Origin of the sequence: Leptospira limi (genome assembly GCF_026151395.1) — a bacterium.
GTDB classification, from domain to species: Bacteria; Spirochaetota; Leptospiria; order Leptospirales; family Leptospiraceae; genus Leptospira_A; species Leptospira_A limi.
The window spans coordinates 46,080-70,983 of the sequence record NZ_JAMQPV010000002.1 but is presented as its reverse complement, the minus strand read 5'-3'; the positions used below and the strand labels follow the sequence as shown (position 1 = coordinate 70,983).

Here is a 24,904-nt window from a genome sequence, read left to right as displayed (position 1 = left end):
GGAGAGACCTTCTCTCCCTTTTTTATTTTATTTTCGATTCAGGAGCGCCCCGGATAGCAGCGGAAATCCTTTGCCCTTGGCAAAGATTGGAGCGTATAGCCGGAAATGGCGCCCTAATTTTTTCTTTTTCAAAAAGGAACAACAGATAATGATTGCGTTTCCAATTCTACGAGGTGAAACTATCTTTGATTTTTGAAATAAGGGATTTTTTTTGCCAATACATTATTTTGCAGGACTTCATCTGCACGAAATCACTTCGGAACTAACCAAACAAATCAAGAAGGAACAAATTGAAAATCCACTTCGCATGCCACTTGTGGTTGTGCCGAATACCAATTTAATTCCTTGGTTAAAACTAAACATACCGAAGTACAATGACTCACAACTTTCCATCAACATTGAATTTACATTCTTAGAAAAAGCGATTTTAAAAACGATATTTGCTTCCTTACAAATTCCTCCTTGGGCAGAAGAGGAAAACTTTTATGATTACAATTCCTTTCAGAAGGATTGTTTTCGTTACCTGTATGAAAACCAAACAACCTTATTCCAAAATCATCCAGAGATCAAAACATACATCTCCGATTTACCAAAGTTATACTATTTATCTGATCTTCTGACAAAGTATTTCAAAGATTATGAATTGAACAGGTCAGATTGGATTCATAACTGGCTAAGAGATACGAAGAGTCAAATTCCAAACCAACTCACAAAGGATCCATACTGGGCATTGGAAAAAGAAATTTATCTTGGGATAAACAAAGGCGATCAAAAAAACTTATTCTATTACCTCGAGAAAGGAAAAGAATTATCCCTCCATGGGAATTTACATTTTTTTTGTTTGTCCAATTTGTCTGGGACTTATATTGATTTTTTGAAAACGGTTTCGAAAAATCCAAACTTTAATATCTTTATCTACCAATTTCATAATGGCAAAGTCATTGGACAAAATCCAGAGAAAACTAAAAACTACTTATCTAAATTTGCAAAACCACAATCCTATATAGCAAAAGAATTTTCAAACGGGAATAAACAAAAAGAAAAATCCAAATATGCAAGTGGTGGCATGCTCGCAAAACTCAAGTCGATCTTACTTGAAGAACAAGTGAAGGAAGAGAACTACTTAAACGACCAAACTGTTCGGGTATGGAATGCACCTTCCGAATACCGTGAGATGGAATCCATCGCACATGATATCCTTCATAAAATCAGTACAAGCAAAGGTAGCTTAAGCCTATTAGACTTTGCGATCCTTGTTCCGAATACCAATGATTACAAAGCAGCGATTGAATGGGTTTTCCATGGAGGGATTTATACAACACAAAGGTTAGAAGAGACCCCTACTCTTCACCGATTGAATTATTCTCTTTCGGATTTAGTGGCAAAAGATTCTTCTTTGTTATACAAAGTATTTTCAATTCTCTTCGCATCGTTTTTAAACCAACGCATTGAAAAAGAGGATTTCATTCAATTGCTTGAAAATCCTCTCGTTACTGGCAAAAATAAAACCGAATCCTCTGACCAAACAAATTCCGTAAGCCAACTACTCAATTCACTTGGTTCCCTCTATGAGGAAAACAAAGAAGAGAACCCGTATACCATTTCCTTTGGAGTGAAACGCGCAGTTCTATCTGTGATCAGTGATGAAAAAACCACTTGGGACAAGATGGGTATGATCACTGATCCTTTGGCAGAAGAAGATTCTGTTTTGCATTTGAATTTGGTTTGGGAACAAATCAAATCCTTACAATCGTTTTTTACATCTGAATTTTTACAGTTGCCTACCAGTGAACGATTTAAGTCTTTCGAATCCAAATGGAATCAATTCTTCAAGTTTAGTGAGGAAACAGAAAACGAAAGGATCTATTTGACAACATGGTTAGAAACCATTGCGAAATGGTGTGATACCGAATGGAACAACGTAAATGATTTTTTACAATTCATAACTTTACAAACAGATGAAATCTTTTCTAACATTGCGACTCAGAAAGGAAATTACCTAACGGAAGGGATTACCATTTCTCTTTTGCAACCGATGCGACCCATTCCCTTTTCCCATATCTATATCGTTGGGTTAGGTGAAGGGAAGTTTCCAGGTTCCAAAGATCTATCAAGGTTTAATCTTAGAAAAAATGATGCAAAACCTTGGGATTTGAATCGAGTTGAAATCCAAGAATCTTTGTTGTGGGAAACCATTCTATCGGCAGAAGATAGCATCACCTTTTCCTATGTTGGAAAAAACACATTAGAAGATAAGGAATTTGAGCCTTGTTCGAGTTTATTTGAGATTATGAATTCACTTGGGATCGATAGAGCAACGGAAATCCCGCTAACACCCTATAGTCGATTTTATGAAAAGGAAATTTTACATTCTTATGATTATGCTCGAAATTTAAAACAATACAGAAGTTTAGAGACAGAATTGCCAAAACCAAGTTTTACTTCCTTAGAAGATTTGGTTTTGCCAAGTTCAGAATTAAAATCCAAAAAAGAAATTTCAATTACATCCATTGCTTCTGCCTTTAAAAATCCGATTCTCCCTTACATCAAAGAAAACTTAGGTTATATAGACGATGAAGAGGAAACGTCGGCGGAAGAACCATTTTATTTCAATGCATTGGAAACATACCTATTCAAATCAAAATTTGTACCTCTCTTTACAGAATCATTGGCAAAGGAAGAAGTTTGGTCTTGGGACAAAGATACGATTGCACAAAAAATAAATGAGTTCAGTCAAATCGCAGAGAAAAAAGCTGAGTTTCCCTATGGTGCTTTTCATTTAGTCACAACAGAAACCTTATTAGAGGAACTCACTGCCATTGCAGAAGTGTATAAAACATTAAAAACAGAACTCTTTTCGAATGCGAATGGAATGGTCTATTTGAGTTCCCTCTCGATTGGTGATACTGGCTTACGTGACGGAATTCAATTGCCTTCCTTTCCTTTGGATGAAAACCAATCCATCACGGGCGAGTGGGAGAATCTCATTGCGATCGGTGATACTTACTATTGGTTTTATCCAAGGAGTTTTGTACCAAAACCTGAGAAAGGAAATGAATACTTAAAAGATTATTTTGGTAAGATGATACTTCTATTCCTCAGTGCCTGTCTCTTCCGAACGATTGGAAAAAAATTAGTCATCATTCCCATCTTATCAAAACAAAAAGAAAAGGATATGATCCTTCCATTGGACCATTTACCAGAAAAGGAATCGGCAGATTACATTCGTAGCGTTGTCAACCTCATCAATGAATCACCACCTATGTATGTACCAAATCCTGGACTCAATTTGTTTTTTGCGGAGATGGGAACGGATCACTCGGAAAAGAAAGTTGATGAATTAGAAACTGCTTGGAAGGAATTTTTGGAAGAAGAGGCAGACCAAATTTTAGAATTCGAGTCTGAGCATATGAAACTATCGCCTTATGGGAAGGATTTATTGCACCAGTTTTCGTTCAAGAAGGTCTATCGCCTACTCTTACCCCTACTGAGAAAAGGATTTTAAACATGGACCATCCTTTACGTAACCATCCCAATTTTATCGAAGCATCTGCTGGAACCGGAAAAACACACCTCATCATGCAAATGTTAGGGGACGTGATGGCCCATGATGTAACCCATCATATCAAAGAGAATCGACTACTGCAATTTTTAGTGCTCACCTTTACCGAAAAAGCTGCTGGAGAATTAAAGACCCGATTAAAATTAAAAATCCTAGAGCTCTATGAGAATGGGAAACACCCAGAATACTACCAGTATCTCCGAGATTTAGACCAAGTTACGATCTCGACCATCCATGGTTTCTGCAATATGGTGTTAACAGAATACCCAGTCGAAACCCAAAACAATCCCAATGTCAAACTCACATCGAATGAAGAATTGATCCGAAAGACGTTTTACGAATTAAAAAGGAGCCAATGGGAAGGTAGAGACAAAGAGTCACTCGCAAATGAGATTCTTATCTCTAATTTAAAAACGAAGGAAGACCTCGTTGTTAACACAACTTCTAAACTCCTTGCTGACACAAAGGACTATGTATTTCCAAAATTTGTATCCTTAGAAGATTGTATTCACAATGCAAAGAAAGACAATGTCTTGGATGTCATCCTCACAATCTGCGAAGCTTTAAAAGGACCAACTGGTGAAGCCATCTACGCGCAAGGAGCGAAAGGTAGCATCCCAAAGTGGATGGAAAATTGGAACTCACTCGAGTTATTTGTAAATGCGATTCGAAACGAAGATAAAAAATATCTATCCAAAGAATTGCAACGATTTGCGGATTTAAAACGTTCCCTTGGTGACGGAATCAACGCTACAGGATTCGATTTTTTCCTTTTGGAAGGCAATGCAGTTGTCAAAAAATTAGACCAAGCCGCCGTTGCGTTACAAGGGAAAATAAAATCAGTAGTCGATTCTCTGAAGGAAATCTTCCCTTTGGATGAATTGGATTATGAAGGATCCATCTTCTTACAAAATACAGTAAACGAACTCACTTCAAAAACAAAATCCATTATCGATAAAGGCGAATACCTGACGTATGATCAAATGATCTTAAAGGTCTATGATGTGATTGTTCGTAACCCCAACCAAACCTTGGTCCAATCCTTACAAGAACGATTCCAAGTTTGTATCCTAGATGAATTCCAAGACACAGACAAAAACCAATACCAAATTTTCAAAACTTTGTTTTTAGACAAAGAAACAAAGTCAAGAATGCTCTTTTGTATTGGAGACCCGAAACAAAGTATCTACGGATTTCGCGGAGCCGATATTGGAATTTATCTAGATGCATCTCGTGACTTCGAATCCAAAGCTGCCTTAGAAACCAATTATCGATCCACAAAAGAATTAATCCATGGACTCAATACCATTTTCCATGATGAAACAAAAGAATATGGTAGAACACATTTTTTTCCCATCGAAGAACCTGGCTCCAGTAAAGAAAACTACTTATATAAGAAAGTATCCTCCCCTGACCCTGATACCATCAAGTACCAATATGTGAATCCAAATGAGTCAGCGATTCAAATTTTTGATTTCAAGGAACAGTTTCAAAACATATACAAAGTAAGGAATACTTGGGCGGAAACAATTCGCAATGAAATCAAACGAATCCAAACCAAAGAAACAACTCTCTCTTATAACAAAAAAGGCGAACGAAAAATCCAAGAGATCAAGTTAAAGGACATAGCCATTCTTTGTGGGAATCAAAAAGAATCAGCTCTTGTTGAATTTTATCTTTCAAAAGCGGGAATTCCATGTTCCATCTACAAACAAAGAGGGATTTACCAATCCAGAGAAGCCGATCAAATTCAAAATCTCTTGGAATGTTTACTGAGTTCCAACTCATCACAAAGTTATAAAAAAATTCTATTCTCTGATATCTTTTCTATCCACCCACATGAAATCCAAAAATTTGATGAACACTCGATTGACTCATATGAGAAATCACTCATCGACAAATGGCAAAGACTCGTGAAAGAAAACAGATATGCAAGTTTCTTTCGTTCTGTCATGGACGAAACCAAACTCTTTTGGTTAGAAGGCAAAAGCACACTCGAATGGGAACGCAAACGTACAAACTTCCGGCAAATCTTTCAAAAATTATTAGAAATACAACTGAAGTCAAATTGTAGCCTGCAAGAGTTACTCTCCCATTTACGCGAGCTCAAACAAAGAAAACAATCCCCCGAAGAAGAGCCGTTATTTGATCGTGAGACAGAAGAAGATTCTGTGCAAATTTTAACCATCCATGCATCAAAAGGATTAGAGTGGCCAGTCGTATTCTTATTTTATTTTGGAAACAGGGGAAACCGTATCACGAATAAAGAATACCCAATCGAAATCGAAACACCGGAAGGCAAAAAACGAAAATGGATTCTTGACTTATGGGATCTAAATCCAGACAAAGAAGACGAACAAAATCATTTCCTGAATGAACAAAAACGTCTGTTATATGTTGCTCTCACAAGGCCTAACCTTAGGCTTTACCTTCCCAAACTCAATTGGGGCGGAGCCAATAAACTTCCCAATTCTGGGTATAGCCAAATCCTCTACCAAGAATTAGAAAGAATCCAATCGTTGCGAAACCAGAATCCATCACTTGCCTCGAGTTTTGTATTCCGAGATCCAAACGAAATTTCAGAAGTAACAAAAACAAATTCTCTTCCCGCGAATGACACCCAATCGAAGAAACCAACATCCCCGATTCTATACCCATCCGAAATCAAAATTGGTAGAGTGCTCTTGCAACATAGTTATACAAGTTTGCAAGCCAATGAAAAAAACTTAAATGTCACCCAAGAAGAAAAGAAAAAAGAATTAGAAGAAACTCCTGATGTGGAAGTGAGTTCGACTTTTGAATTGCCTTCCAGTGCGAAGATCGGAAATTTTTTACATAACATTCTTGAATTATGTGATTTCTCTATTTTCCAATTGGAAGTGGAAGCGATCCTACAAAGTTCCGTATGGAAGTGGGCTTACCAAAAATCCTATTCGCGGTATCCCGTTGAAGTCGAAGGTAAGGAACTTAAAATAGAAGAGACTGTTGCTTCCCTATTAAAAAATGCAATGACTGCAAAGATCAACCTTGCAACTGGCAATTCCATATCCTTAAGTGAATTAAAGGAAGAAGAAAAGTCTGCAGAATTAAAATTCCATTTATTCTTACAAAACTTACTGAAAGAAAGTGGAGCTTCATTGACTGATGGTTTCGAACACTACTTAAAAGGAGCCATCGATTTGGTTTTTGTAAAGGATCAGAAATTTTATATTGTTGATTATAAATCCAATTTATTACCAAACAACGATTATAGTAGTGAAGCAGTCGCCAATGCCGTCCGAGACAAAGGGTATCTCTTCCAAAAGTCAGTGTATTCCTTTATTCTATTTGAATACCTAAAGTCTCTCTTTGGACCCGATGTAGCCTTGGACAAGTTTGGCGGAGTTTATTATTTGTTTTTAAGAGGGATGTCAGGTGACAAACAAACTGGAATCTACTCTGATTTAAAACATTCCGATTCCGAATGGACTCTCGAGCAGTTTGAAGGGATCAAAAAAGAAGTAATGGCCTATATCCGTAGTGCCTCTGACCAATTGGAAAAGGTATATTCATGAAAGTGATCGATGAAAAAATCCAAACCTTTGTGAATTCCTTATACAATCTTTTCCCCGATTGGAACTCGTCACTTAAGGATACAATTGCAAGTTTACTGGTCCAATCCCAAAGCGGAGATTTGTACATTCCCATCACGGATGATAACACAATCGACAAACTGAAAACCTACTTCCCGTTTGTGATCGAGAAAGCGGGAACAGAAAACAGGTTGTATCTGCAGAAAAGCCATTCGGAAAAAATCAAATTTGAAACCTTACTACAGGCATTCTTAACCCATAAAACAAACCAAAAAAAGAATACAACGATCACAGAGGAACAAATCACAAAGATCGTAATAAGTTTAGAAACAGAATCAAAGATCACACTTGCGAAGGAACAAAGGGAAACGATCAGAGATGTTATCGCATCCAACTTCCGAGTGATCTCTGGTGGCCCAGGGACCGGGAAAACAACTGTCGTTTCCTTTCTCTTAATCGCATTAGATCGATTGGAATTACTCCCCAACGTAGAACGGATTGCGCTTGTCGCACCAACAGGAAGAGCATCACAAAGATTAACAGAATCCATCCAAAGGAATTTAGAAAGATTTGCAGAGAATCCTTCTGAGTCTTCCAAGTTCCGCGGACAAACCATTCACAATTTATTAAAAATCAACCCAACAACGAACCAAGCCAAATTCGGTGAGAAGCGCACTTTACCATATGATTTGATCATCATGGATGAAACGTCCATGGTGGATTTAAAATTGATGAATTTATTTTTCGCAGCGATCCATTTTGATACCCATATCATTTTGCTAGGGGATCCAAACCAACTCCCTTCTGTGGGCCAAGGTGAGGTGTTAACCGATCTCATCACTACGTTAAAAAATAAAAAAGAATTTTTATCAGAACTTACCAGTAACCACCGTTTTTCAGATGTTTCCGAATTTAGTATTTTTGCTGAAGTCGTCAAACAATCCTTTGGTGAAAATAGTGGACCAAAACCATTCCCAAAACCAAACATCATCACAAAATCAGAACTCAATTCGGAAAAGGATTTTGTTTGGATCCAAGGTGACAAAAAAACAAAGTCACCAAATGCAAACCATCTTGAGATTCTCGATTGGAACTTAGAAAGTTTGGTTCCCTTTTTGTGGGAAACATTGTATCTGCAAACTGCCAATGCCACATCCAAACTCCATTGGGAACCAAATGCACTGAAAGACCCAACCAACAAATCGATTTTTGAGTCCATCGTGAATGAATACAGATGCCTCACGATCTTACGAAATGGATACTTTGGAATCGAAGCCATCCAAAACCAAATCTTAAGTTATGTGAAAAAACAAATATCAAACCCTAAAAACCAAACGAATCTTAGATACAGACAATTATCCAAGTCCTTTTACTTTGAAGGGATGCCCATCATCATCCAATCAAATGACCAAATGAGAAAATTGTTTAATGGTGATATTGGCCTTGTGGTATCCATCAATTCTGAGTTAAGAGCAGTATTCCCCATCGAAGATCGCTTGTATTCCTTTGCACTGGATACATTACCTGACCATGAACCAGCATTCTTTCTCACGATTCACAAAAGCCAAGGTTCTGAATACAAATCAATTTACCTTTACCTTCCTCCCAAAACAGCATTGGATGTAGATAAAGAAAACAATCTTTCCATTCTCAACCGAAGGATATTATACACAGCGATCACTCGTGCGAAAGAAAGAGTAATCCTATTTGGAGATTTCCAAACATGGGAATTTGGATTACAATCATTCCGCAAACGGTATACAGGAATCCAGATTCCATAACATAACATTGTTATCAATCAATGCAACTCTAGTCTGAAATGAAATGGATGGAACCGAGTTTAGATTAAAAACTAAACTCGTTTTTTATACAAATTATTTGGAAAATCAAATTGCATCGAAAACCCTTGGCTACCATCAATCTTCAAGTTTCCTCCCATTTGTTTCTCAGCCATGATCTTAAGCAAACTCAAACCCAATTTTTTATGATTAGCTGTATCATACGAAGCAGGCAGACCAATCCCATTGTCTTTGTATTCAAAATGAGACCTGTCCCCATCAATTCTAAACTTGATTGAAATCTTAGCATTGGTTACATCTTTGAATGCATATTTTAAACTATTGGAGAGAAGTTCAGTAAAAATTAATCCTAATGGAACAGCAGTATCTAACAAAAGTACACCTTGGTTCGCTTCGAGTTGGATCTCAACTCCTTTCCCCAAGTTTGGAAACATCGATTTTACCATTTCCGTCAGTGATAAAAGGTAATCTGATACTTGGATTTCACTTAAGTCTTTGTTTTGGTACAAATGATCATGTACGAGGGACATGGATTGGATTTTAAGAGATGTATTCTCTACGATTGTCCGTATATTTTGGTCATCGGGAAAATCGGATGACTGAATCATTAAGAGTGACCTAACCAGTTCCATCGAGTTTTTTGTTCGATGGAAGATCTCACCAATTAAATTCTCTTTTTCTTTTAATGACTTCTTGATTAGTTTTGCATACTCTTCGTTTTCTTGTATCTCCTTGGAAAGTAAAACATTCGAATGGATCAGTTTCTCATACGGTTCGTTAATCGCAGACACAAACACTGCCCGATAAATCAACTGAAAGGCAACTACTTTAAAAACATGGCCTAACACATTGAATACATCGAACACACTTGTATACACTGCAAATACGAGTTCACTAAAAAAGCATATGATAAATGCTCCCAAAAAATATTGTTTTTGTTTATCGGAGTGTAAGGACTTGGAAAACGAATACAATATGATGGCCACAACCAACATAAACATGATCACTAACTCTGCATTCTTTTTGAATGGAGTGAGACCAACACCATGGACATATGTATCAGGGATGAGATACGAATTAAAAATCACTAACTCGTAAACCAATCCCACAAGAACAAAGGCAACAACGACATAGAGGTTCGCCCTGAAGGCACTGTATCGCCTGTTAGGTTTTACATAAATCGCCAGAATAAAAACAAGAGCCGTGACAAACCTTGAGATCAGCCATAATTGAGTGGATTTATTACCTGTGTTGGGAGTCACAAAATCAGGCATCCCTTTGTATCCCAAGGTATGCATAAAATCGATGAGCCCAATCACCAAAAATCCAATACTCAAAAAGTATGTTTGTGTATTTCGGCTTTGGGAGTAAGAAGAATACCCCAGTCCAAAAATAGAAAACGAAACAATGATACTAAAGATTTCTGTGATATTATGAAATACAACAAATGATTCAAGGGGATATTCTTTGTAGAATACATCCGGAAATAACAAGATACATGCCATAGGGACGATACAAAAAAGCAGGATCAGCCCATAAAATTGGATTTGTTTCAAGCCGAGAAATGAGTTATAAATACGCATGTTTTAAATGTGAATACTAACAGATCGTTAGCGAAAATTCAAGTTTTAAAACTTATGTTCTAAAAAAGTAAACAGATATATTAGGGAATCATACAATATCGAGTGAGATAAAAGTAATGTCATCCTTTAGAACTGTTCTAATAGAAGAGAGCCTATCTAATAATTTTTGGTGAAACTCATTTTGAGGAAGCCCTACAATAGGTCGAATTTCAGGGTATAAGATGGAATACAAATCTTCGTTAGGTTTCAAATTTTCATACAATCCATCTGTAAAAATCAATAACCGATCCCCTTTCTTGAGATACACTTCCTTTTGTTCATACAAAAAATCGGGCCTTACACCTAAAAGGAGTCCAGGGCATTCAGCTGACTTGACTTCACCATCTCGAATGAAAATCAAAGGGGGATTACCAGCAGAAGTAAACGTTAGTTTCATCTGTTCAAAATCAAAGTAAAAGTAAGCAGCACTCACAAAACGTGCATGTAGGCTTGTGCATAAAAATTGATTCATCTCACCCATCAATTCTTTTGGAGAATGTATGAATCCTTTTGCGTTCCGAAAGGCAATTTTCACTGTCGAAGAATCAAGTGCAGCACTCACTCCATGGCCAGTCACATCGGCGATGACAATTCCCAATTCGTTTCCATTTGTCTCGAAGTAATCATAGAAATCACCTCCGATATCATAGAGAGGAAGATAAGAAATAATTGCAGATACATACTCCGACTTTGGTACTTCTGCAGGTAAAATTCGCATTTGGATCCGGCGAGCAATTTCAAAATCTTTACGAATTGCTGATAACTGATTTTGAGTCGATAAGTTTTCCTCTAATAAAAATCGTAACCTTCTCCCGAGAGCTAAGGAAAACAAAATTACTTCAAAAGCTGTGCCAATTTGAACACCATACCTTCCAAACGTTGTGGTTGGTAGGATGGAAGCCTTTGTTAAGGAATCTACAATCACTCCCACAAACAACATCACCCAAGCTGAAACAAAAAAGAGTGAAGACTTCACTCCTTTCCAATAGGAGTAAATCCCAGAAGAGACTAACAATAGCATAAAATAAGGGAATGTATAAATGAAGGAAATTTCCATCCAATGGTAAGGAATGAAAAAAGAAAAAACGGAATACACTCCTATTACCACAGCACTTCCTAAAATCAATCGATCCAATTTAGGATGGACTGTTTTTAGATTGAGGAAGGTAAGAGAAAAGAGGCCAACAAACAAGAGAGATGCATTTACGGAAGTATATAAATAAGGTTTCACATTTAGATCGACTTCTGGAATGAGTAGCTGTTTGAAGAATCCACCAAGCAATGCATAATTGACAAGGAGTGTTGTGAGGTACAGACAATAGAAGAGATAAGCCTTCTCTCTTACGCTCACAAAAATGAGAAGGTTATAGAGTAAAAGCGCAGAAATGATTCCGAAATAAATTCCATTGGCAATGTAATCCCTTTCCACTCGGTCCAGGAATGAATTTCGTGTCCATAACCTAAGAGGTGCCGATAGGATACCAACATTCGATATTTTTAAGTAAACAATCCGTTTTTCGTTTGGTGACAAATCAAGTGAAAAGACTGGGTTTCTGTGTGGGATTTCTTTGAGTGTATGAGAATCGGCTCCCTTAAAGACAGTTGTTTCCACTTTACCGCTGGACTTCCATGCCAACACCACTTCATCCACCCATGGTGATTCGATATCTAAAATGTGCTGAGAAGGAAATTCAGAACGATTGATCAGCTCAAACTTAACCCAAACAAATCGTTTCCAGTAACCAAAGTTATACTTCATTTTCTCTGGTTTGGACCAATCGACTTCTTCGTTTAGCACTTGCTCTAAGGTTAAATTCTGAAAACTATATTGGATGATTGGCCTTTCTGGTAATTTGGCAGTACAACTTGTGATGGAAACAAAAGCAAGAAATAGCCATAGATTGTTTTTCAAAACCCTTCGGATCATATGATGGCCCTTACTCTTTCCTTTTACATTGGATGAAAAAATTTAGCAGGAGATGATTCAAAAATTCGAAATAAAACTTCATTGCCAGAATTTTTCAAAATCTGATACCATTGCTTTTCCAAGGAGATACGTACATGTCAGCAAAGTTTGAAATCTACAAAGACAAAGCAGGGGAATTCCGATTCCGACTCAAAGCAGCCAATGGTGAAATCATAGCTTCTAGTGAAGGATACTCATCGAAACAAGCATGTGAGAACGGCATTAATTCTGTAAAAAAGAATGCCGCAGATGCAGGAATCGACGATCAAACGTAAGAACAGCAATAATCTGTTACTGTTTCAATTTTTAATTTGAACTTGGATCCAGCAGGGACTTCAAAGGTAGCTTGACCGTTAATTTGAAGCCATGTTTCGGATCCTGGTAATAACACAGACAATTTACCAGATTGGATTTCCATAATCTCTTTCTGGTCCGCTCCAAATTCATACTCTCCAGGCATCATGATCCCAAGGGTTTTTTTCTCTCCATTAGGGAATAAAACGGTGCGGCTTGTGACCTTACCATCATAGTAAATATTTGCAGATTTTAGTACTGTTACGGATGTAAATGAACTCATACTGACAAGATTTCGAAGCAAGCGATGGCTTCCAAGTGATTTCTCAACTAATTCCCATTGAAACTGGTCCAAAAAGTGTTTGCGAAATTCAGATTAGTAAGAAGGCTGATGACAGTGCCACAAAAGATTCCCAATAAATCCGACAACAAAAAGCAATTAGCTAGGGAGAGATCCACGGAGAGAATTTTGGCTTCTGCGATTGTCCTTTTCTCCAAACACGGATTTGCCCAAACAACAATGGAAATGATTGCTAACCATGCAAAAATTTCGAAAGGCTTAGCTTATAATTATTTTAAGAGTAAAAATCAAATCTTTGAACAAATCATCGATTCTCATTTAGCAAAACAAGAGAGATTTTATAATAATATCCCGCCTAACTTATCTGCGAAAGAGTATGTGAGAGAGTTTTTCATTCGTTCCATCCAATTTGCAAAGGAAGAACGAAAAACGATGGTTTTAATATCTGTTTGTTTATTCCAACCAAGTGCGGTTTCCCTTTCCAAAAAAATGATCGAAAATGTGGAGAGACGGTTTGCTCCGTTCAAAGAAGCAATGCGGGAACGTTTTAGGACTTATGGGATCAAAGACCCTGATAAAGAAATGATTTTCATCAAAACATTTTTACATGGTGTGATCATGAGCCAACATTTCAACGATACAACCACTTGTACTCCCACAATCATCGAAATGCTTCTCGAACGTTACGATTCTAAATAAGAGAAAGTTTACTCCCCTACTCCACCTGGAATTTTTAAGATCAACAAATTGGTAGTCGCAGTGGCTAACAATTTATCTTTTTCTGTTCGCATCTCTCCCACCATATGAATCGTTGAAAATCCTTTTGCTTCGATTGTTGCTTTTACGATCACCTTTTGGCCTACAGCAACGCCTCGGATGTATTGAATATTCATATCGATTGTCGTTGTTGGGCGTTTTGCTACCAAATAACTGAGAGGCCCAAACGCATTATCAAATGCAGCAGCGATCACACCGCCCTGCATCATTCCCATAGGATTTGTTTGGTCTTCTGTAACGGGAAATGAAACAGTAATACTTTTCCCTTTTGTGTAGGAAATGATTTCAGCATTCATCGCTACAAAAATAGGAGGTGGAACTGTGATTTTTCTACCACCGTGATTAAAATTTTCTGTCATTTCTTGTAAAATGGCCTGGGTTTCCGCTGTGCTTAGTGTTTGCATAAATTCCCTACTTATGTTACCAGCAGTAACATTCCCTGATCCAAAAGCAAGAAAAAATGTTGCCAATGGTAACTTATTTTCCAGAATATCTTTGTGAGAAAAAATACCTACCATCATGGAGATTTAAAAAATTCTATTATCAAATCTTGCCATAAACTCCTTCAAAAAAAAGGGATGGCCGATTTTACATTGAGGGAGGTTGCCAATTTATCTGGAGTTTCTCATGCAGCTGTTTACAGGCATTTCCAGCATAAAGACGAAGTGTTAGAGATTTTGTCTGCGATTGGATTTGATCGATTGGCATCCTTACAGAAAAAAGTCGCACAAGACAAAAAGAATCCCGACGAATACTTTGTGAAACTAGGACTTGTCTACATCCAATTTGCTCTGAAAAATCCCAATTATTATAAACTAATGTTCCAAACCAAACGTGAAAAAGAATCCAAACAATTGAAACAATCAAAATTGAAATCGTATGCAGTTCTCGTACATGGTTGTCGTTTTTACCTGAAGACCAAAAAGAGAAAAGAAAACCACAGGAGTTTTGCACTCATGTCTTGGTCACTTGTTCACGGATTTAGCAATTTAAGTTTAGAAACCAATTTCCCACTTTCCGAAGGCAAACGATTGAACCAAAGCCAAATCGAGTTAGCAGAAACGATGCTTCGATATGCAACTTAAAACTTTCACTTAAGAACGATCCAATTCAAGAGAGTTTCACTTCCTCAAATTTCTCCAAAAATTCAGAGATTTCTCTCACAAACTTCATTGGATTTTCTTTCCCATATTCCGTGTAAAAGAACATTTTCTGTCCATCATTTGCATTGGTACAATTTTTCACTTCGTCGAGTTGTAAGTACAAATTCCCCGTTTTTTTATGCCGATACACTTTCATACAATTCCTACCTGAAACTGATTTGATTTAGGTTTTGTTTTATCCATCCACTGGTTCCAAATTCTTTGTAAACTTTCCTCCAAACCATCTGGCGAAGTTAAATGTGAAATTTTGGAAAACGTAGAATGGGACAAACTTCTTTCGCTCCAAATTTTAAATTCTTCAAACGAAGTTTTTGTATGTACTTTCTTCTTTATTTGTACTGTACTACTAGGGACGTAACAAGAATCCAATGCTGGTTTGGAATCCTTTGCAGTGTTGGTTTGGATTTTAATACCCTTTGTTTCTTGTTGGAGACTTGGATTTTTTTCCGGAGCTTGCGATTGGAATTGAAGGATTGGTTTTAAAAATCGTCTCCTTCCATCAAAACCAGTTTGTTCTAAGATCCCTAGTTTTTTTAGTGATGTGATGAGTCTTGAAATGGTATCAGCTTTGAGCCCAAGGATTTCACTGAAGTAACGATTCGATGCGAAACAACCACCGTTGTCATGCAAAGAAACGATTTCAGCAAACAGTTTTGTTTGGCTATGGGATAAGTTTAGGTTTTCAATCCAAACGGGGATCCATATTCCTTTTCGGTTTGTTTTCATTTTAGGTTCCTTTTCCAAACCCACACAACTCCGGCTACGAGTGTTTGGTTATATTTAGCCGATACATCGCTCGGATGTATTGTCCCCTACTCTCTTGATCAGAAGTTTTGCATGAAAGCGAACAAACCTTCGGTCATAGAAAGAAGAAACGTTTTGGAAGTTCTTACGAACGTCCATCGGAACTTTTGGTAAAATTCCGGGTTGAACTAAAACGGCATAAGTGGTAGAGCCGTGTCCGGTTGTGTGCCCCGAACGTTCCCTACATGTACAGATCTCTCCAATTTGTCAATGGAAAAAATGAGACATAATTCGACCAGAGTCTCATTAGGGACTTGGGGGGAGTGTGAGATGGAACTGGGTAAGCTTGTGAGCTTTACAAAGGTTTGGATGGGAGGATTTGTTGTGTTGGAAAAGTCCCTGGGTTGCTACCACACTTCCCAGGGTTTTTGTTCAACCCAGTTAAGGATTGAGTACAAGATAGCGTAAGTTGGAAAACAGTACAAGTTTTTTTCTATGGTAAACATAAAAAAGTTACCTACTGAATCCATTTTTAGGACAATCTCTACTTCTTATACTTTCGAATTGTTTCTTCTAAGATTGCCTTTTCATTTTGCAAAACAGAAATCTTTTCTTTGATTTTTGCTAATTTGGATTTTAGGTCTTTTAACTCTAGTTGTTTGAGTTTCGGTTTAGCTTTGGATGGTTTCGTTGGTTTTAAGGGTCGTACGTATTCCCGAAGGTCATTCCGAGAAGGGAAGTCACCTTTTTTCTCAAGACCTTTGATGAGGTAATCAATGGCTTTTTTGCGATTCGAAACATCGAGAGGGGCAATTTCAGTGAAGAGGCTTGTTGGAATTTGGTAAATCGGATGGGATTTATCTACATTTGCGTTAAGGCTCGTTTCTTTTAAAATCTCAGCATGTGTAATTTTAGTTTTTACCCACTGTGCTGATTTATGAATTCTTTTTGCTAATTGTTCGTTTGTTTCTTTATGTCTGTTTTTTAGTTCTTGGAGGGATAGGGCAAGGTCAGATTCTGATAGGTCTTCCCTTTGGAGATTTTCAACCAGTTTGATTTCTGGTAATTTTGTGATGTCGATTTGTTCTACGTTTTTGACTACAGCAGGAATTGTTTTGGATTTTAGAAGTTTGTGAGCGCGGTATCTTCTTTCTCCGTTGATCAGTTCATATTTGCCTGCTTTTTTTCTGACAACGATTGGCTGTAATAAGCCATATTGAGAAATGGAATCGGCAAGTTCTCGGATACTGGCATCATTAAACGTTTTTCTCGGATTGTTTTCTGTGATGATTTGATCCATTGGGATATCAATGGTCTGGTGTTGGTTTGAGTTTTCAGAACTTAAGAACGGATTGAGTGAGGATGTTCTGTTTGAGGCTTTTGATAAAATATCTGCAGGGTTAAAGTTTGTTTTAGTTTTCATAATATTTGTTTCAGGTACGCCGGCGTACCTTATTTCAGAATCTCCGCTAAATTTTCGAAAGCTTTCCAAGGAGCACTTCCTTCTTGAAGAGGTTTGCCAGTCTCTGTTCGGTCCCGAATACCTTCGTTTTTTGGGATCGGTTCTAGAATTTTTAGAGATTTGATATTTCTTAATTTATCCAAAAGGTCCATTTGTTTTTGGGATGTTCCCCACTGAGAGGGTAGGATCATCACTGACTTTTTTTTGCTTTGTTCATCGAATCTTTCTGCTTCGCTTACTTTTTTTAAAACTTGGGCAACTGTCCGAACAGCCCATTTGGAGGGAGTGACCGGTACAAGAATTACAGAAGCTGGCAAGTAGGATGTGATGTTTTCGGAGGAACCAGATCCAGGTGTGTCTATGACAACGTAGTCGTATTTCGTTTTCGAAAGAACATTTTTTAGTCTTGGGATGATGGAAAAATCTTTGGAGGCAAGGTAACTCAAATCTGAGAGCTCGATGATGGAAGGAAGTACATCTACGTTATTAGATTTTTTGATCGATTCGGCGAGAGTGGTTTCCGCATTTAAAACGGATAATGTGTTCCCTGAGTCAAAAAACTCCACTGGTTCTTCCGGGAAAAAGAAGTCTGATAGGTCCGCTTGGGGGTCCATGTCAATGGCAAGGGTAGAACCTTTTTTGGAAAGAGCGAGTGCGAGGTGAATTGCAGTGGTGGATTTGGAAGTTCCACCTTTGATATTGGCAACCGTAATGATTTTCATTGCAGATTTATTTTTTGGTTTCTACTTACTGATGCAATAAAATTAAATTTTTAGATCTAATTTTTGAAAAGTACGCCGGCGTACCTTGGGATTTGATTATCAATTTAGAATGTAGGATATAGTTGGAAGGCCTCGCGCAAAGGATCGTAGCGGAAATCCTTTTGCGAATGCGAAAGATTGGAGCGAAGAGCCTGCTCGAATATTAAATTGAAGTTTTGGAATGGGAGGATTCGATGCGCCCAAAGGAAGAGAAAAAACTAAGTTAGGGATAGAAAAATTCTTGTACTATTTTGGATCAGTTTTAAGATTATCTCAACCCTTTCACTGGGTGATGTAAACTTTCTGGATTGTGTGGAAGCAGTCCAGAAAGACTCTCTTCCCTCCCCCATCCAAAATCAATCTCGCACACAAACCAATCGCTAATTTGAGAGATTTGGCAAATAGATATTATGTCACATTAGGCTTGACAAAAAAATCCATTCTGGTGATTAGAAGTAAGAGAGTAGGGGAGGTGTCCTCATACTCTTGTGCGGTCTTCCACAATAAACCGCAACATACATCACCTGGGATTCCTATGAATTCCAAACATGGACGTTTGTAAAAACTTCCAAATGAAAAAACCGTTGCGATAGCTTTGTCTTCTTCGTAACGAAAAAGACAAAAGAACATTTTGTTTTTTGGGCACCGAAGGTCTCTGTTGGAAAAGAGAGGAAGGATGAAAGGGAAAGAAAGGACAGGAGTTTGGGTTGCACAATGGATGTATGATTTGGATTTGAATCCGAATCAGATTCGTTTGTATGCAGAGATTGTATCTTTGGATGCAAAGGATGGGTGTTATGCATCCAATGAGTATTTTGCAAAGATTTTACATCTGAAACAAGATACAATTTCACGTTTGGTCTCGCAGTTAAAAGCGAAAGGTCTCCTTGTGCAAACTCGCTTTGATGGTAGAAAACGATTCTTGAAACCTGTGCTACAAGAAAAGAAAGGTTCGGAGGATGTTCCAAAGTATGATCCATCAAATCAGAATGTGAAACGAGTAGGGGAGAGTGTAGGAAACGCATCCAAGGCAGATTTGGCTAGGCGTGTTACCTCTTATTATACAGTAAAAAAACAAATTCAAATACATAAGAGATCAGAACCTTCGTGTGAAGAAAAATGGAAACAGTTCCTTAGGTGGATGGGTGAGACGATGTCTGAGTCAACGAGGTTGTCCCTTGCCAAACTGAAAGGGCCGGAAGAACTAACGGGGTTACAACAACGTTATTGGGAACGTTGGCTTGCCACCCCGAAATCGTAGTGGTTATTTGACTTGGGTGATGTCTTGGCGGAATTGGGATCTGCCACCTGGGTATTCAATGAGGTACAAACATTGGCAATTTTCCCATGCAGGGCTTGGGAGGAAAAAACCTCCTTCTTCCGATTGGCAAGAATCTTGTTTGGGTTTGATTTTGTGTGAGGCAATCAGGCGCCCCAGGTCTTTGATTTCTGTTTCTGAGAGTTCTACAGATTCATTCTCTAACAAAATGCTTGTTAGTTTAGGCGAAGTGGAAAGTAGGTTCGTTGCGTTTACGCAAGTGGTTCTTCGCATTGCTAAACTACCAGATTCGATCGCTTGTTCACTTGCTTTTGCAGAGACTGCAGCATAGAATACTTCGGATCCGTCTTTTTGTTTCCATCCGGATTTCCAAGGGGTATAGGTATGGCAAGTGAAGAGAAAAACGAGAAGGGGAATGGGTAAGTATCTCATGGTGGAATTGTAACCATTGAGGAGTCTTTGTCAATGGAAAGAGTCATCCATAAGGATGGGGTTTTGTTAATTTATTGAAAAATAACAGTTTCGTTTCAGATTAGGAAGCATACAAGATGAGTTTATTCAAACCAATCCCACTTTTTTCAGGTCCCATGGTACAGTCCTTTATGGCTTCCTTTAAGTCAAAGGCAGACAAATCGTATGGGAAAAATCTCGAAGGCGAGTGGAGATCGGTCAGAACAAAAAAGGGAGTCACACTCCTTGCAAGGATTCATGAAGTTCCAAGTCCCAAAGGCATTGTGATTTTGGTGCATGGTTGGGAAGGGAGTATCCATTCCAGTTACATCATACGGACCACCAAACATTTTTTAGCAAAAGATTATTCTGTTTATCGGTTGAATCTGAGAGACCACGGAGACACCCACCATTTAAACGAAGGGATCTTTAATGGAAGTTTACTCGAAGAAACATACGATGCAGTACTCACACTTGCAAAGTCAGTGAAGTCCAAACTTCCTGTCTATTTGGCCGGGTTTTCATTGGGTGGAAATTTTGTACTACGAATGGCGGGTAGGCATAGCACGGCAAAAGCAGATGAGAAAATTCCTGGGCTCAAACATTGTTTTGCCTTTAGCCCAGCACTTGATCCAAAACGTGCCACCATCAAAATGGATGACCATCCGTTCCTACGGAAATATTTTTTAAATTCATGGAAATCATCCCTTGTGAAAAAAGGCCAACTCTTCCCTCATCTATATTCCTTTGATGATTTGGACAAATACCAATCGGTCATGGACTTAACAGAAAAAATGGTGAAGGAGTTTTCTAAGTTTCGTTCTGTAGATGAATATTTTTCATCGTATACTTTGAATGATCTTTTTTTCAAAACCATCAAAGTTCCAACCACCATTTTGACATCCATGGATGATCCAGTCATCCCTTGGAAAGAGTTCACTGAAATTCCATCATCAGCCTACATTGATGTGGTCATTGAAGCAAAAGGTGGTCACTGCGGTTTTATTGAAGACTGGAAACGATCTTCTTATTATTGGCGGATTATGGAAAAGAAGATGGGTTGATCTCTTCCCAAATGTTTTTCCAATACTGTCCCCATTTGGATTTTTCTGAGGTCCAAAATTTTTGAAAAAATAAATCTAATAATTCACGATTGGAAAGGATGTTGAGTAATTTCTTTCGATCCAATTGTTCAGGCCCTTGTCCGAGTAATATTTCGAAATCATTTGCAATGGAGTTCGAAACTTTCGACCGATAGGATTTGTTCCCTTGTAATTGTTTGTGCCTCTTGTGGAAAACTGGATGCACAAGTGCATAGAAAATTTCTTTTCCTTCCATTCGTTTTTCGTCACTCCTAGTGAGCTCTTCTCTCAAATTGTTTGTGAGGCCACGATTGGGTTTCCAGTACGAGAGATCAAAAAACGAATGTAAGGATTTTTGTTCACGACTTGTGAACATCACAAGAGGGATGGAAAGTGTCCAACCAATCCAAATGGGCATCGTTAAGAAAAATAACATCAAAGAATAAGAGTAACTGATGTAAGCAGAAACGAGCCCAAGGATGGTGATTCCAAAAAAGGAAGAAACCACATAGGAGAAAGGGTAACTTGATTCCGCATCGCGATTCTGGGGTCCCCAAGAGATCTTTTTGTTTAGGAAGATGGACACCACAAAAATGCTATGATAGATCATGTAGATGGGTGCGATGAGGATGGAAAATAAAGTCTCTAAAAAGAAGGCGGGAAACTTTAGGAAAATTTGTTTGAACGGTAAACTCAAGTAACTGAGTACCCTTGGTAAAAAGAGTAGGAGTAATGAAAGATACAGAAGTTTTAAATACAACGGATCATAAATCTGTGCTTTGAAGTATTCAAACTCCTCAGGAAGCATGGAGTAATTGAGAAACTTACTTTCTTCGATATAATTCCACAAACTAAGTAGGATATAACAGAGCCAAATGGGTGAATTGAGATAAGACAAAATTCCATTTAAGATATGAATACGGTTGATAAAGGGAATCTTCTTTCCAAATAAAAACCAAAAATGTTGTAAATTCCCTTGGCACCATCTTTGGTCACGTTTCAAAACATCGATGATATTTGGCGGGTTCTCTTCGTAACTTCCTTCGAGTTCGTATGCACATAAGACTTCGTATCCAGCCTTTCGCATGAGGCTTGCTTCGACAGTATCATGGCTTAAAATTTTTCCACCAAGCCCACCATATTCGGGTAGGTGGGGGAGAGCACAGTATTCCATAAAGGGTTTGATGCGTAAGATGGCATTGTGGCCCCAATAACTGTTGGCATTGATCTGCCAAAAACTAGCACCTTTTAAGAAATAAGAACTAAAGAGATAAGAAGAAAATTCAGTTAATTTTTGGAAGAGAGTGGTGGCACGGAATAATTTGGAATTGGTTTGGATGATGCCTGCTTTCGGATTTTGTTCCATCATCGCAATGAGTTGGACAATGATTTCCCCACTCATCAAACTATCTGCATCTAATATGATCATGTGCTCATACCGATTGCCCCAACGACGGCAAAAATCAGCGATGTTCCCACTCTTTCCGTTTAGGTTACTCTTTCTCCTTCTGTAATGGAATTTTTGATAATTCCCAGTGGATTCACATAATTCAAGGTACGCAGCTTCTTCCTTGATCCATTTTTCAGGAGTTCTTGTATCACTTAAGATAAAAAAATCTAATTTGGGAAGGGAGTGGTATTTCTCGAGTGATTCATAAATCACTTTGATCCTTGCAAAAATCGAAACTTCATTTTCTTCATATACGGGCATGACAAGAGCAACTGGGACACGATCGATACTTGCAAAATCCAATTCCTTCTCTGGGATTTTTTTTGCTTTCAGTAAGGGATCACCCTCTTTCAAAAGAGAGATCAAAAATCCAAAAAGAGAAGTGGTTGCCCCATAAGATAACATGGGCAAAAGGAAAAGTAAGGTGATGAATTGGTAATACTCGGTTAACTCAACGCCACCAAAGGAGATGATTTGGGCAAAGGTAGTGAGCCCAATGATGATGGGAATCATGAAGACAGTAAAAAATAAAATTCGATGTAATTGGATCATAATAACCTAAAGATGATGAGGTAATAGAGGGCACTCCAAAGGAAAATGGAAACTAAAACGAAGATGGGTTTGAAGGAACTGATAATGGATTCTTTTGATTTGATGGGACCTGTTTTCCATTCGGAATCTTTCGGAACCATCGAACCAAATTGCCAAGCTCTGTCAGGGAATGGAAGTGGAGATTCACTACTGAGTTTGTTTGTGTTTATATAACCCATCCAAAGAGACCAGTCTCTATCCCACTCATAAGTTAGGTTTGTGTTTTGGAAAAATTGGGAAAGAGTATTCGAAATCTTATATTCATTTTGAACGCCCGATAACAAAAGAAACGTTCGCAAACGTTCACTCAACTCAGCTTCGTACAAAGTTTTATTTGGAGATGCCATCTCTGTAGATCCATGTTTCTGTGATTTTTTGATTTTCTTTCTCCAAATAAACATTCCAAGTGGAAACTTCAATTGGCGATGTATGCCAAATTTGTAATCTCCATTGGTCAAGTTCACGGATCTTTTCAATTTTATAACGAATTTGATCTTTTGGGATCATGTCATTTTTGATGATGGCCTTTAGTTCTGTTTTTGGATCTAAGGCTTTTAGAAAATCACCAGTGAAGTAGAGAGTTAGCATCTTCTCTTTTGGAAAGAGGGGATCAATTCCTTTGTAATAGGAAGTGGTTTTTCCGAGGTTGTGTGAGTCCGGTGATTTTTCGATATAACTGAGTTTGTATTGGTATTCGTACCCTTCATTCAAATTGGGAGGCAGGTTTGGTTCCCAAAAAATAGTCACGTTGTCATCAGAATCAAGATTGGTTGTGAATTCTAAAAGATAGAGATCCCCTTCACCCCAATCACCTTTCGGTTCTACCCAAAGGCTTGGCCTACGGTGGTATTGTAATTTTTCATCTTGGTAACTTTTGAATTTTCGATCTCGTTGGATGAGACCAAACCCTTTGGGGTGGTTGAGTTCGATATTTGTTAGTTTGGTTTTTTTGGGATTGATGAGAGGTCTCCATTCCCAGTTGTCTTCTCCCAGGTAAGTGAGAAGTCCATCCGAGTCATGGATCTCTGGATGGATGTTTCCAAGGATGGGGATATTGGATTCTCCATAAAGAAACATGGATGTGATGGGAGCAAGTCCCAGCCGTTTGATTTTTTTACGTAAGTAAATTTTAGCGCGGACATCGATGGTAGTGATCTCACCAGGTGTGACAAAAAATTCATAGGCACCCACAACGGATTCACTATTCATAATGGCATAAATCAAAATGGAGGAATCTTTTTTCTCAGGGCGTTTGATATAAAAACTTTCAAAGATAGGGAACTCTTCTTTCCCTTCGGGACCAGTGTTAATCGCAAGTCCTCTTCCCGATAAACCATACACTTGGTTTTTGGATAAGGCACGGAAATAGGAAGAACCTTGGAAGACTAAAAATTCTTCTAATGTTTCCTTTTGGTTGATGGGATAGTGAACTCGAAAGCCAGTGTACTGGAGTTTTTTACTTAACTCAAAAAAATCGTCGGTGAGGGGAAGGTTTCCAAAGTTAAAGCGAGACGAATCATAAGGAATCTCCACTGGTTTTCCTTCGATCACTTCATAAATTTTGATTCCATTGCTATAAATATGGCCTGGGTGGAAAAAATGCAATTGGTAGGGGAGTGCTAAATTTTTCCAGATTGCAACATCAGGTTTGTATTCGATTTGCCTATAATCTTCGAAACTGATTCCATCGAGTCCTGGAATTTTGTACACAGGGGTTGGAACATATTTTGATTTCAATTTCTCCTTTGCAATTTGGTCAGCTGCGTTGAAGTCAAAAACTTCCGAATTGGGGGTGATTGCGAAAAGAGAGATGAGTGCATGAAAGGTAAGATCATTTTTTTTGAAGATAACGACAACACATAACAAAATGGCAATGATGGCAAAGTATATGTTTAATTTCTTCATATAAGGAAGTCTTTGAAATGATCACGAAAGGTCATTCAAATTCTTGTATGTAGTAAAATACTTTCACTAAACATGGATTAAGCAAAAGGAATATATTTTTCAGTTGCATGATTCAATTCCTTGT

The 24,904-nt window shown here is 38.0% G+C and carries 20 protein-coding genes; 8 read left to right on the top strand and 12 right to left on the bottom strand.

Annotation, left to right across the window (positions count from 1 at the left end; genetic code table 11):
- Window positions 1-211 precede the first annotated feature (211 nt).
- Genes ND812_RS13885 through recD form a run of 3 tightly spaced genes read left to right on the top strand, consistent with a single transcriptional unit; the run spans window position 212 to window position 8,915 of the window.
- Window positions 212-3,505, top strand: a complete 3,294-nt coding sequence (locus ND812_RS13885) for an exodeoxyribonuclease V subunit gamma (protein ID WP_265376016.1) — start codon at window positions 212-214, stop codon at window positions 3,503-3,505.
- A gap of 2 nt (window positions 3,506-3,507) precedes the next feature.
- Complete coding sequence (locus ND812_RS13880; RefSeq protein WP_265376015.1) at window positions 3,508-7,116, top strand: UvrD-helicase domain-containing protein; 3,609 nt, start codon at window positions 3,508-3,510, stop codon at window positions 7,114-7,116.
- Window positions 7,113-8,915: an exodeoxyribonuclease V subunit alpha gene (gene recD / locus ND812_RS13875; protein ID WP_265376014.1), complete on the top strand. Its 1,803-nt coding sequence runs from the start codon at window positions 7,113-7,115 to the stop codon at window positions 8,913-8,915. Before ND812_RS13880 ends, recD begins: the two co-directional genes overlap by 4 nt.
- Before the next feature lie 71 nt (window positions 8,916-8,986).
- Here the strand turns inward: recD and ND812_RS13870 are convergent, their stop codons facing one another.
- Both ND812_RS13870 and ND812_RS13865 read right to left on the bottom strand, forming a co-directional pair.
- The gene (locus ND812_RS13870; RefSeq protein WP_265376013.1) at window positions 8,987-10,426 is read right to left on the bottom strand and encodes an MASE3 domain-containing protein; all 1,440 of its coding nucleotides are present in this window, start codon (window positions 10,424-10,426) and stop codon (window positions 8,987-8,989) included.
- Window positions 10,427-10,604: 178 nt separating this feature from the next.
- A complete protein-coding gene (locus ND812_RS13865; protein WP_265376012.1) occupies window positions 10,605-12,482 on the bottom strand; it encodes a 7TM diverse intracellular signaling domain-containing protein in 1,878 nt (625 codons plus the stop codon).
- Window positions 12,483-12,616: 134 nt separating this feature from the next.
- Here ND812_RS13865 and ND812_RS13860 point away from each other — a divergent pair, with 134 nt between their 5' ends.
- Entirely contained in the window at window positions 12,617-12,796 is a 180-nt protein-coding gene (locus tag ND812_RS13860; RefSeq protein WP_135687099.1) for a YegP family protein, read from the top strand.
- On the opposite strand, the gene ppnP is transcribed toward ND812_RS13860, so the two are convergent.
- The gene (gene ppnP / locus ND812_RS13855) at window positions 12,787-13,098 is read right to left on the bottom strand and encodes a pyrimidine/purine nucleoside phosphorylase (protein ID WP_100718568.1); all 312 of its coding nucleotides are present in this window, start codon (window positions 13,096-13,098) and stop codon (window positions 12,787-12,789) included. The two genes, ND812_RS13860 and ppnP, sit on opposite strands and share 10 nt — an antisense overlap.
- A 108-nt stretch (window positions 13,099-13,206) precedes the next feature.
- Between ppnP and ND812_RS13850 the strand changes: the two genes are divergently transcribed.
- Window positions 13,207-13,815, top strand: a complete 609-nt coding sequence (locus tag ND812_RS13850) for a TetR/AcrR family transcriptional regulator (RefSeq protein WP_265359712.1) — start codon at window positions 13,207-13,209, stop codon at window positions 13,813-13,815.
- Window positions 13,816-13,823: 8 nt separating this feature from the next.
- Here ND812_RS13850 and ND812_RS13845 read toward each other — a convergent pair whose 3' ends face one another.
- Window positions 13,824-14,297 carry a PaaI family thioesterase gene (locus ND812_RS13845; protein ID WP_135592422.1) on the bottom strand — a complete coding sequence of 158 codons (474 nt, stop codon included), beginning with the start codon at window positions 14,295-14,297 and terminating at the stop codon, window positions 13,824-13,826.
- A 93-nt stretch (window positions 14,298-14,390) separates the two neighbouring features.
- Between ND812_RS13845 and ND812_RS13840 the strand changes: the two genes are divergently transcribed.
- A complete protein-coding gene (locus ND812_RS13840; RefSeq protein ID WP_265376010.1) occupies window positions 14,391-14,978 on the top strand; it encodes a TetR/AcrR family transcriptional regulator in 588 nt (195 codons plus the stop codon).
- Between the two features lie 25 nt (window positions 14,979-15,003).
- On the opposite strand, the gene ND812_RS13835 is transcribed toward ND812_RS13840, so the two are convergent.
- The 4 genes from ND812_RS13835 to ND812_RS13820 form a co-directional block, all read right to left on the bottom strand.
- A complete protein-coding gene (locus ND812_RS13835) occupies window positions 15,004-15,192 on the bottom strand; it encodes a hypothetical protein (protein ID WP_135682559.1) in 189 nt (62 codons plus the stop codon).
- On the bottom strand, window positions 15,189-15,782 hold the full coding sequence (locus ND812_RS13830; protein ID WP_265376009.1) for a helix-turn-helix domain-containing protein: 594 nt from the start codon (window positions 15,780-15,782) through the stop codon (window positions 15,189-15,191). The genes ND812_RS13835 and ND812_RS13830 overlap by 4 nt, the downstream gene beginning before the upstream one ends.
- A 562-nt stretch (window positions 15,783-16,344) precedes the next feature.
- On the bottom strand, window positions 16,345-17,223 hold the full coding sequence (locus ND812_RS13825; RefSeq protein WP_265376008.1) for a ParB/RepB/Spo0J family partition protein: 879 nt from the start codon (window positions 17,221-17,223) through the stop codon (window positions 16,345-16,347).
- A 29-nt stretch (window positions 17,224-17,252) separates the two neighbouring features.
- Window positions 17,253-17,984 carry a ParA family protein gene (locus tag ND812_RS13820; RefSeq protein WP_100726768.1) on the bottom strand — a complete coding sequence of 244 codons (732 nt, stop codon included), beginning with the start codon at window positions 17,982-17,984 and terminating at the stop codon, window positions 17,253-17,255.
- A gap of 715 nt (window positions 17,985-18,699) precedes the next feature.
- On the opposite strand from ND812_RS13820, the gene ND812_RS13815 reads away from it, so the two are divergent.
- A complete protein-coding gene (locus tag ND812_RS13815) occupies window positions 18,700-19,284 on the top strand; it encodes a helix-turn-helix domain-containing protein (protein WP_265376007.1) in 585 nt (194 codons plus the stop codon).
- A gap of 3 nt (window positions 19,285-19,287) precedes the next feature.
- On the opposite strand, the gene ND812_RS13810 is transcribed toward ND812_RS13815, so the two are convergent.
- Window positions 19,288-19,734: a hypothetical protein gene (locus ND812_RS13810; protein ID WP_265376006.1), complete on the bottom strand. Its 447-nt coding sequence runs from the start codon at window positions 19,732-19,734 to the stop codon at window positions 19,288-19,290.
- A gap of 116 nt (window positions 19,735-19,850) precedes the next feature.
- Between ND812_RS13810 and ND812_RS13805 the strand changes: the two genes are divergently transcribed.
- Entirely contained in the window at window positions 19,851-20,816 is a 966-nt protein-coding gene (locus tag ND812_RS13805) for a YheT family hydrolase (protein ID WP_265376005.1), read from the top strand.
- Here the strand turns inward: ND812_RS13805 and mdoH are convergent.
- The 3 genes from mdoH to ND812_RS13790 are packed head-to-tail and all read right to left on the bottom strand — an operon-like array spanning window position 20,794 to window position 24,780.
- Complete coding sequence (mdoH, locus tag ND812_RS13800) at window positions 20,794-22,836, bottom strand: glucans biosynthesis glucosyltransferase MdoH (protein ID WP_265376004.1); 2,043 nt, start codon at window positions 22,834-22,836, stop codon at window positions 20,794-20,796. The genes ND812_RS13805 and mdoH overlap by 23 nt on opposite strands.
- A complete protein-coding gene (locus ND812_RS13795) occupies window positions 22,833-23,222 on the bottom strand; it encodes a hypothetical protein (RefSeq protein ID WP_265376003.1) in 390 nt (129 codons plus the stop codon). Before ND812_RS13795 ends, mdoH begins: the two co-directional genes overlap by 4 nt.
- Window positions 23,206-24,780, bottom strand: coding sequence for an OpgD/OpgG family glucan biosynthesis protein (locus ND812_RS13790; protein ID WP_265376002.1), 1,575 nt, complete (start codon window positions 24,778-24,780; stop codon window positions 23,206-23,208). Before ND812_RS13790 ends, ND812_RS13795 begins: the two co-directional genes overlap by 17 nt.
- Between the last annotated feature and the right edge of the window lie 124 nt (window positions 24,781-24,904).